Origin of the sequence: Streptomyces sp. 8N706 (assembly GCF_052245415.1) — a bacterium.
In the GTDB taxonomy this organism is placed as follows: domain Bacteria; phylum Actinomycetota; class Actinomycetes; order Streptomycetales; family Streptomycetaceae; genus Streptomyces.
Genome location: NZ_JBQQBW010000174.1, coordinates 1 through 9,699, shown reverse-complemented (window position 1 = coordinate 9,699; position 9,699 = coordinate 1). Strand labels below are relative to the sequence as shown.

General features: G+C 73.4%; 7 protein-coding genes and 1 pseudogene. 1 reads left to right on the top strand and 7 read right to left on the bottom strand.

Going from position 1 to position 9,699, the window contains the following annotated elements; translation table 11 throughout:
- The 7 genes from ACTWQE_RS32640 to ACTWQE_RS32610 all read right to left on the bottom strand — a co-directional run.
- Nucleotides 1-1,183 (bottom strand): glycosyltransferase (locus ACTWQE_RS32640; RefSeq protein WP_443332709.1); only part of this gene is annotated, 1,183 nt, incomplete at its 3' end.
- Nucleotides 1,180-1,902 carry a polysaccharide deacetylase family protein gene (locus ACTWQE_RS32635; RefSeq protein ID WP_443332710.1) on the bottom strand — a complete coding sequence of 241 codons (723 nt, stop codon included), beginning with the start codon at nucleotides 1,900-1,902 and terminating at the stop codon, nucleotides 1,180-1,182. The genes ACTWQE_RS32635 and ACTWQE_RS32640, both read right to left, overlap by 4 nt.
- Before the next feature lie 13 nt (nucleotides 1,903-1,915).
- Complete coding sequence (locus ACTWQE_RS32630; RefSeq protein WP_443332708.1) at nucleotides 1,916-3,622, bottom strand: lipid II flippase MurJ; 1,707 nt, start codon at nucleotides 3,620-3,622, stop codon at nucleotides 1,916-1,918.
- On the bottom strand, nucleotides 3,619-5,064 hold the full coding sequence (locus ACTWQE_RS32625) for an O-antigen ligase family protein (RefSeq protein WP_443332707.1): 1,446 nt from the start codon (nucleotides 5,062-5,064) through the stop codon (nucleotides 3,619-3,621). The genes ACTWQE_RS32630 and ACTWQE_RS32625 overlap by 4 nt, the downstream gene beginning before the upstream one ends.
- Nucleotides 5,065-5,066: 2 nt before the next feature.
- Entirely contained in the window at nucleotides 5,067-6,575 is a 1,509-nt protein-coding gene (locus ACTWQE_RS32620) for a sugar transferase (protein WP_443332706.1), read from the bottom strand.
- Nucleotides 6,572-7,822, bottom strand: a complete 1,251-nt coding sequence (locus ACTWQE_RS32615) for a glycosyltransferase family 4 protein (protein WP_443332705.1) — start codon at nucleotides 7,820-7,822, stop codon at nucleotides 6,572-6,574. The genes ACTWQE_RS32620 and ACTWQE_RS32615 overlap by 4 nt, the downstream gene beginning before the upstream one ends.
- A gap of 77 nt (nucleotides 7,823-7,899) precedes the next feature.
- Nucleotides 7,900-8,994, bottom strand: a complete 1,095-nt coding sequence (locus ACTWQE_RS32610) for a DUF3344 domain-containing protein (RefSeq protein ID WP_443332704.1) — start codon at nucleotides 8,992-8,994, stop codon at nucleotides 7,900-7,902.
- A gap of 269 nt (nucleotides 8,995-9,263) precedes the next feature.
- Here ACTWQE_RS32610 and ACTWQE_RS32605 point away from each other — a divergent pair.
- Nucleotides 9,264-9,699: pseudogene (locus ACTWQE_RS32605) on the top strand (glycosyl transferase); the annotation flags it as partial.

The following is a 9,699-nucleotide window of genomic DNA, read 5'->3' as shown; positions in this document are numbered from 1 at the left end:
TCACGGGGGTCACGGTGTGTTCGTAGAGGGCGGCCAGCCGTTGGGCGCTGCGGGCGATGTCGTAGCGCTCGACGGCGGGGGCCGGCAGGCGGTGGTGGTGCCCGGCGGTCGCGGACGCCTGCCGGGACTCGGTCAGAGCGTCGGCCAGTTGCCGGGCCTCGGGACCGACGCGACGGGCGCCGGGCGCCTCGGCGGCCGGCAGTTCGTCGATCGCCGGGCTGGTGACGTGGAGTACGGGCAGCCCGGCCGCGAGGGCCTCGAGCACGGCCAGGCCGAAGGTCTCCTCCGTGGACGGGGAGACGAAGACGTCCATCGCGGCGAGCAGCCCCGGAATGTCCGGTGCCGGGCCGGCGCACATCCCTGCCCCACCGGTATCCGCGCTCACCCCGGCATCACCGGCATCCACGCACGCCCCGCCACCGTCACGCTCGCCGAGCAGGTGGACGCGGTCGGCGATGTCCAGCCGTACGGCCAGCCGCTCGAGAGCGCTCCGTTCGGGGCCGTCACCGGCCAGCAGCAGCTGTACGGCGGGCAGTTCGGCGAGAGCCCGCAGCAGGACGTCATACCGCTTGCCCGGCACGAGACGGCCGACGGCCCCGGCGACGAAGGCCCCTTCGGGGATGCCGAGGCGGACGCGGGCCGCGGCGCGGGCGGCGGGGTCGAACCGGAAGAGCCGGGCGTCGATGCCGTTGGGCACCACATGGATACGGTGGCCGGGCACGCCCCAGGCACGCAGCCGGGCGGCGACGGTGGACGACACCGCAACGGTCGCGGAGCCGAGACGCTCGGTGGCGAGGTAGAGGGCGCGGGTCCCGGCAGTGAGCGGCCGTCCTTCGATGCACGCGGCGCCCAGGGAGTGCTCGGTGGCGAGCACGGCCCGGACACCGGCGGTCCGGGCGGCGGTCCTGCCGTAGACACAGGCGCGGTACAGGTGGGTGTGCACCAGGTCGTAACCACCGGACCGGATGGTCCGTACGAGCCGGGGCAGGGCGGACAGATCCCGGTTGCCGCGCATGCCCAGGTGGATGACGCGGGTGCCGTCGGCCTCGATGCCTCGGGCGACCGCTCCCGGGTTGGTCAGGGTGAGCACGTCGCACCGCATGGGCAGATGCCGCAGGAGCAGCCGGAGTTGCTGCTCGGCTCCGCCCGCATCGAGGCCGGTGATGATGTGCAGCACCCTCATCGGCCGGCTCCGGTCAGCGGTGTGACGGCCGGTCCGGCGGGCATGGCGCGGCGGCGTACGCGGTGCAGCAGCCGCTTCACCGAGAGCCGCAGTGCGGTGTCCCGGTCGCCGACATGGATACGGGGCAGGGCGTACGGGCCGGTGAGCGGGCCGGGGTCGATGGCGCAGGCGTAGCTGTAGCCCGCTGCGCGTACGGCCTCGACGGCCCGGCGGTCGACGTCCCCGTAGGCGTAGCAGTAGCCCTCCACCGGGCGGTCGGCGATCTCCTGGAGGAGCTTGCGGCTGTGGGCCGTCTCCTCCAGCAGGCAGGCGTCGTCGGCCTCGGTGAGGCGGACGTGCAGCATCCCGTGGGAGCCGATCTCCATTCCGGCGACCGCTGCGGCGCGGATGCCGTCCTCGGTGAGCAGGGGCTTGCGGGGGCCGAGCGGATCCCAGGCGTTGTCGCCGCCGAGCCGTCCGGGCAGGGCGAACACGGTCGCGGTGAAGCCGTGTTCACGCAGCAGCGGGACGGCGTTCTCGGTGAAGTCGGTGTAGCCGTCGTCGAAGGTCAGACCGACCAGCCGGGCGCCGCGGCCGGCGGCGCGCTCACGCAGGAGTTCGGCGACGCCCACTCCGCGCAGGCCGCGGTTCCGCAGCCAGCGCAGCTGCCGGCGCAGCCGGTCCGGGGCAACGGTGATCCGGTAGGGGTCCCCCGTGTACGCGGTCACGGAGTGGTACATCAGCAGCCAGGGTTCAGCGGGCATGACGGCACTTTCGTTTGACGGAGGAGATCAGCAGCGGGATTTCGGGGGCTCGTACACAGAGGGCCGCGACCGTGAACGCGGCGGGGACGATGAGGCAGCCGGCCGCGGCGGCTTCCAGGGCGGTGCCGGTCAGGGGGGCGACCGCCCAGCCTGCCGCGGCGGCGGTCGCGGCGGCGACGGCCAGACGGCAGAGGCCGGCGGTCACCGCGCGCACGTCGATGGTGATGCCGCGCGTGCCCAGACCGCGCAGCAGGAGCAGCGCGGTGACGATGATGCCGAGGGCGTTGGCCGCGGCGATCCCCCTCACCCCCCAGTGCGGTACGGCGAGGTGGGCGCCGACGATGGTGATCAGCAGGCCGGCGCCCATCGTGACGGCCGGATCCCAGGTGGGGCGTACGGCGGAGAAGTAGGGGCGGATCAGCGCCCCGGTCAGGCTGTGGCCGAGGAGGCCGAGCGCGTAGACGCGCATGACGGAGGCCGTGGCGGTCGTGTCCTGGCTGTCGAAGGCGCCCCGCTGGAAGAGGAGTTCGATCAGCTGGGGGGCGTACGCGATGACGTACGCGCCGCCCAGCAGCACCACGAGCCCGGCCAGGGTCAGATCGCGTTCGACACGGCGGCGGGCGCGCTCGGCCTCACCGTCGGCCATGGCACGGGCGACGAGCGGGAAGGTCACCGTGCACACCATCAGGGACAGCACCATGGGGACCTGGGCCACCTTCTGGGCATAGTTCAGATGCGAGATGGCGCCCGCGGGCAGCGAGGATGCGAGATAGCGCTCCACCAGGACCTGCGCCTGCCGGGTGACGGCGAAGAGCGCGACGGGCGCGAGAACGGCGAGACCGGCCGGCACGGCCGGCCGGCCTGTGCGGAAGCGGCGGGCCCGGGGCCGGTCCGGCGCGCGGGATGCGCGGTTGCCGGTAGCGCGGGCGGGCATCTGGCGCAGGAACGCTGGGAGTTGCACGGCCACCATCAGCACGCTGCCGACGGCGACACCGGCGGCGGCGGACCGTACTCCCCCGGCGTGGTGCAGCGCGATCACCGTGGCGATGATGCCGGTGTTGTAGGCGATGTAGATGGCCGCCGGGGGCACGAACCGCCGGTGTGCACGCAGGGCGGCGCTGAAGTATCCGGCGACGCCGAAGGTGAGCACCGTGACCGCGGTGAGCCGGGTGCAGTCCACGGCGGTTCCGGGGTCGTCCAGACCGGGCGCGAGGACGTGGACGAGCTGGGGCGCGGCGGCGGCCATCAGCGCCGCGCAGCCGGCCAGCGCCAGGAACAGCCGGGGTGCGGTCGACGCCACGAGCCGGCCGACGGGGTCGTCGCTGCCCGCGCACACGGCGGGAGCGGCGCCGACGGTTCCGGGAAGGGCTGCGCGCCGGGAGAGCGCCAGGCTGAACGCCGGGATCATCACGAGCGCCATGGCGTCCTCGATGAGCAGCGTCGAGGCGATCTCGGGCACGGTCCAGGCCACCAGGAACGCGTCGGTCTCGCCGTTCGCCCCGAACAGGTGGGCGATCAGCTGGTCGCGTACGAGGCCGAAGAGGGCACCGGCTGCGGTGAGAGCGGCCGTGACAGCCGCGGCTCTGGCGATGAACCGCTCGGGGCCGCCGGGTTTCGGGTCCGGAGCCCCGGCGGGCGCGGTCGTCCCCACCAGCCCGCCGCCCGCCGGCTGCGGCACGGTCACCGCGTCGCTCATGGGTGTGCCGCCCCGTCTGCCGGGCGGGACGCCGCCGCGTGCGTCGGGGTGTGCTGCGGCTGTGCCGCCGGGGCCGCGTCGCCGGAGTCACGTCCCAGCGCCCACCAGGCCGCCATCCCCAAGGTCAGTGCGGTGATCACGGTCTCCGGGCCGCCGATGTCGGAGTACAGGAAGTCGGCGAGCTGGTAGACGAGCAGGCCCACCGCGGCGAGTCCGCAGTCCACCGGTCGGCCGGAGCGCCGGAGGCCCCGGACGTCGCGGGGTTTCCGGTGGTTCCGGTGGTCCCGGCGCAGCCGCCGTACGCCGAGGACCAGGACCGCGGTCCAGCTGCCGACCACGACCGTGAGTCCGATCAGGCCCTGCTCGCTGAGGATGAGCAGATACATGTTGTGGGGGGTGAGCAGCGGTACACGCCGGAACTTCATCCCCGCCCCGCCGCTGTCGCTGCTGGCGGACAGGCCGATGGACGCGTGTCCGTCGCGGTGTGCGGGGAAGCCCTTGATGCCCACGCCGGTCACGGGCGCGTCGCGCCAGATGGAGACGGCGGCGGCCCACATGGTGTACCGGTCGGTGACGGACCGGTCGGGGGTGTCGGTCACTTGGACGATGCTGGTGAGCCGTTCACCGATGAGGGCGGAGCCCGCGCCCGCTCCCGAGACGAGGACGACGGCGGCGGCGAACAGCACGGCCAGCGCGCTCAGGGCGGTGCGCAGACCGGCGAGGACGAGCACGACGGTGCATGCGAGGGCCGTGGCGATCCAGGCGCCGCGGCTGAAGGAGAAGGCCAGCGGGAGCAGCAGGAGTCCGGCGCAGCTCAGCGAGGCCGGGCGCAGCCATCGGGGGCTTCCGGCGGGCGGGGCCAGGCCCAGGGCCAGTGCGAGCACGATGCCGTGGGCGACGATGGTCGCCATACCCATCACGTCGAGCGGGCTGAAGGTGCCGACGGCCCGGATGTCCTGCCCGGAGTACGAGGCGCCGGTGCCGGTGACGTACTGGTGGACGCCGACCGCGCCCTGGAACACGGCGACGGCGATCACCGCGGCCGCCAACCACCGGAAGTCGCGTCGGGACCTCAGCAGAAGAACCACCGAGGCGGGGACGAGGACGAAGATCTGCAGGTAGCGCACGAAGCCGGGCAGGCTCACCGCCGGGTCCCGGGACACGATGGTGGCCACGGCGAAGGCGAGTGCGGGCGCGCCCAGCACGGCCACGGTGACCCGTGGCAGCGGCCGTTGCCGGTCGCGGAGCAGGGCGACCGCGCAGAGCACGACCAGAACGGCCGAGGCCACGTCCGCTGTCGTGATGTGGAAGGCCGCGGTGATGTCCTGCTCGTCCCGGTCGGGGGCGCAGAGCAGAAGGACCGTGGCGACGGCCGGCAGCACCCGCCACGCTCCCGCGAAGCGGGCACGCGCCGGTGCCTGGAGGATCGGCAGTGTTGTCATCGTCAGCTGCCTCCGTGTCGGAAGAGGGAGGCCGCGGTGCGCAGCAGGATCCGTACGTCCTGCCAGAGCGACCATGTTTCGATGTAGTGGTTGTCGAACCGGGCACGGTCCTCGATGGAGGTGTCGCCGCGCAGCCCGTGGACCTGGGCCAGGCCGGTGATACCGGCCGGCATCCGGTGGCGGGCCGCGTAGCCGGGGTGGGCCTTGCTGAACTGCCGTACGAAGAAGGGCCGCTCGGGGCGGGGCCCGACCAGGCTCATGTCGCCGCGCAGGACGTTCCACAGCTGCGGGAGTTCGTCCAGGGAGGTGCGCCGCAGCAGATGGCCGACGGCGCTCATCCGCCGGTCGTCGGCGACGTTCCACAGCGTTGCGGACTCGTGCTCGTCGGCGGGGCGCAGGGTGCGGAACTTGAGCACCGTGAAGGGCCGCCCGGCCATCCCGATCCGCTCCTGGCGGAAGATCACCCCGGGGCCGTCGGCCCACCGTACGGCGACGGCGCAGGCCAGCAGGACCGGGGACACGGCCACGAGCGCGAGCGCGGCGACCGCGATGTCGAGGAGGCGTTTGCCCAGGATGCCGAGGCGGTGGCGCGGCGGTGCGTCGAGGCGCTGGCAGGCGAAGCCCCAGAGGTGGTCGGGGCCTCCGCCGGGGCGCCGGGGTCCGGCGTCCTCCGCCGGCCGGCCGTGGACGAGCCACACCGTGCAGCCCTGCTCGGCGAAGAGGCGGACGAGCGCGGCATCCATCGGGTGCTCCCAGGGACTCCGGGTGAACACCGCGTCGCGTACCGCGTTCTGGATGACGGCCCGGGTGATGTCCTCGGGAGAGGCGAGCACAGGTACGGGGAACTCCGCGGGAGGCGAGGAGTCGGCGTCGGGTTCCGGGCCGGGGGCCGGGACGACCAGGCCGACCGGACGGATGCCGTACTCGGGGTGCTCGTGGAGGGCGGCGGCAACGCGCCGGCCGGCCGGGCCGCCGCCCACCACGAGGCCCGAGTGCGGGCGCCGCCGTCTGTTCCACCGCCGTACGGCGTGGACCGTGCCCCGGAACAGACACGCGCACACCAGATGGGCCGTCACCACCGCCATCAGCAGGACCCACCCGGGCGCGGCGGGCCCGCTGACACACACCAGGGCGGCTGTCGCCACGCACCAGGCGATCGCGCAGTGGCTGAGCAGCCGCGGCAGTTCGTCCAGCACGGAGGTCGTGAGCCCGGGCCGGTAGAGGCCGCTGTGGGCATTGAGCAGCAGCACGACCACCAGCGCGGGGCCGAGGGCCATGGCCGCCCGGTGCACCTCGCCGAGCGGCACTGCGGCGGCCGTGGCGGCGAGAGCGTCGGCCGCGGCGAGCAGGGCGACGACGCGCCCGGCGTACGGGGGCGTCTGCCGCCCGGTGGGTGCGGGGCGGCGGGGCGGGCGGAGCTGTGCGAAGACAGGCGCGGCGCGGCGGCTCGTATCCACCGGCAGCGACATGACCCGCCCGGGATCGGTCACCCCTGCGTTCTCCGTGGTCATCGCCTGAAGTGCTCCCTGGAGTCGTGGTACGGGGCGGGCCGCTCGAGGGGGCCTCGGTGGTCGCCGGGCCCCGTTGCGGCCGGCGGGCCGTGGTCGCACGGGCCGTGGCGGAGCAGCTCGCGGTACAGGCGCGAGACGGCCGCTGCCGTGCGCCGGATGTCGTAGGTGGTGCGTACGTGTTCCCGGGCCTGCCGGCCGTAGGTGTCCCGCAACCGGTGGTCGAGCAGCAGGGCGGTGAGCGCCCGGGCGAGCGCGCCGGGCTCCTCCGGTGGGACCAGGCAGGCGGGGGCGTGGCCCGGGGCCAGGCTCTCGCGCGCGCCGGTCACCTCGGAGAGGACCACGGGCCGGCCACAGGCCATCGCCTCCAGCGGGGCGAGTGCCATGCCCTCCCAGCGGGACGGCAGGACGACGAGGTCGGCGGCCGCGTACCAGGCGGCAGGATCGGCGGCTTCCCCCGCGAACACCACGCCCGGGGGCGCCGCCTCGCGCAGCAGGTCGCGGTCGGGCCCGTCCCCGACGAGGACGAGCCGGGCTCCCGGCACGGCGGCGGTGACCTCGGGCCAGGCCCGCAGCAGCACGTCCTGGCCCTTCTGCCGGCACAGCCGTCCGACACAGACGACCAGCGGTACCTGGCGCGGCAGCGCCCGCAGTGCGGTCAGACCGGCCCGGGCACGCTCCTTCGCCTCCGTGTCCGCGGGCCGGAAGCGGTCCGTGTCGACACCGTTGCGGACGACGGCCCAGCGGCCCGGTACCCCGGCCTGACGGCCGCGCTGCCGTTCGTCCTCGCTGACGCACAGCACGCGGGTGGCCCAGCGGGCGGCGTACCGCTCCCAGCGCAGGGCCAGTTCGGCCGTGGTCCCGCCGACGGCCTCGAAGGACCAGGCGTGCGGCTGGAAGACGGTGGGAATCCGGCCGCGTACGGCGAGCCTGGCGGCGAGTCCGGCCTTGGCGCTGTGCGCATGGACGAGGTCCGGCTGGGCCCGCCGGACGAGTCGGGCGAGCCGGAGGATCTCCTGGGGCAGCCGCACGCCCGGTTCCCGTACCGCCGACCAGGGAAGTACGTCCGCACCGGCCGCGGCCGCCGCCTCGCCGAGCACGCCGCCGGGCGGGCAGGCGACGACGGCGCGCAGCCCGGCCCGGGTCTGGCTGCGCACCAGGTCGGCGACGACCCGGGCGACTCCGCCGTCGACGGGCTGGGAGATGTGCAGCACCGCCAGGCGGCGCCCTTCACGCTTGTGTTGCGGCACGCGTTGCTCCCCGTACACGGACCGGATGGAACCAGGGCCCCGTCGGCGACGCCGCCGGGGTGCTCTTCGCGGTCGCCTCAGCGGCTGGCGTCGGCCTGCAGGAACAGGGCGCCGATGTGGTAGCCCTCGTCCTCGGTGCCGAAGCCGACCGTCAGCTGCTCGGCACCGCCGTCGAGGGCGGGCCGCAGGTCGTAGACGTCGGAGTCATAGCCCAGGGTGTTGCGGTACGAGGGCTGGCGGCCGGCCGTGGGACGCCCGCCGTCGGAGATCGTCGAGTTCATGGCGTCGTCGCGCGGATTGGCGTCGTCGTGCAGCCGGACCGCCTGCGCCTTCCCGGCCCGGACGCTGAGGGAGTTGGCACCGGCGCCGCGGTCCCCGTCGTAGGCGACGACGCCGAGGCTGGCCGAGCCCTTCTCCGGGATCCGCAGCCCGTCGAGGGTCACGGCGTACTCCCGCCGCTCGGGCGTCAGGGTCTCGAAGCCGTCCCAGATGGCGAGTTCGCGCAACGGGGCGCTCTGGTCGGCGTAGGCGACGACCAGGGTCCAGCCGCCCCACGCGCCCGCCACCGAGTGCCCCATGGCGACATTGACCTGCGCGACGGTGAAAGCGCCCGGATTGCTGTCCTTCACGATGCGGGTGACATCGGCGGAGGCCGAGTAGGCGTCGACCCCGTCGTCCGTGATGTGCCCGATGGTGGTGTCCGCCAGGATTTCCTTGTACTCCCCGCCCGGCTCGGCGAAGAGCACACGGCCGTTGTCCTTGGACGGCTTCTGTTCCCCGACCCGCAGATTTCCGCCCCAGTAGAGACGGGCGTAGGTCACGGTGGCGTTCTCGGGGAGCCGCAGTTCGGCCCGGCTGGAGTTGTAGGTATTGGGGTCCTTGTCGACATCGATGTAGGTCATGCGGAAGTCGCCGTTGACGGCGTTGCTCCCCTCCTGTGCCTGAGAGCAGGAGGCGTCCGAACCGGCGGCCGCGGAGGCGCATGTGGCGGAGGAATTGGCGGCCCGGGCAATACCGCCGTGCTGGACGGCCCGGTAGCGCTCGGTGAACGGAATTCGCGGAGCTTCCCTCACCGCCGCTACGGCAGCGGAGTTCGGAAGTGCCATCGCCACGGCAACGGATGACATCGCGCACAGCACACCCTGGCCCGTACGGCTCCAGGAATCCCGCATGACTGATCCTCCGCTTTCCGCAAGATAATCCGACCGACCCAGACCATCGCATATCGAAATAACCACATCACGTAAGACGCGCCTGGATAGGCCAAGCGTGTCAACGCTCCTGGGACACGGCGCCTCAGGGCACGCCGAATATCCGATGTACACAACGTCCGCCGAAGGGCTGGTTACCTTGTCCTCTTGGTCGATGACCTGCCCACGAAAGCCATTCGGGTCATCGCCCCATGACGTTCTTGTCCGAACGAGTCCGCGGGGGCGCCCCGATGGCATCGCAGACCCAGGTGTACGACTACGAGCGCTACAGCCAATTGGCCGGGCCGCTCACCGAGCCCGACCCGGACCGCCCCTATCGCGTGCGCTACCGCAGCCTGCTGGCCCAGGAGCGCCACCGGATCCGCGCGGCCCTGCTGCTCGCGGCCGCGCCGGTCGTCTCGGCCGTCCTCCTGGTCTGGCTGCTGCAGCCCGGACACTGGGTGCACCGGGAGTACGTCGCGCGCTGGGAGACGGCGGCGGATGCGGTCATGCTCGTCTCGATCGGACTGATCGAGGTCTTCCGGCTGTTCACGGTCGTGTCCAACGCGCATGCGACGCTGGTGGCGCGCGATCCGGTCCCGGTGGTGCCCGAGAACGGCACCAAGGTCGCCTTCCTCACCTCCTTCGTGCCCGGCAAAGAGCCCATCGAGATGGTGACGAAGACCC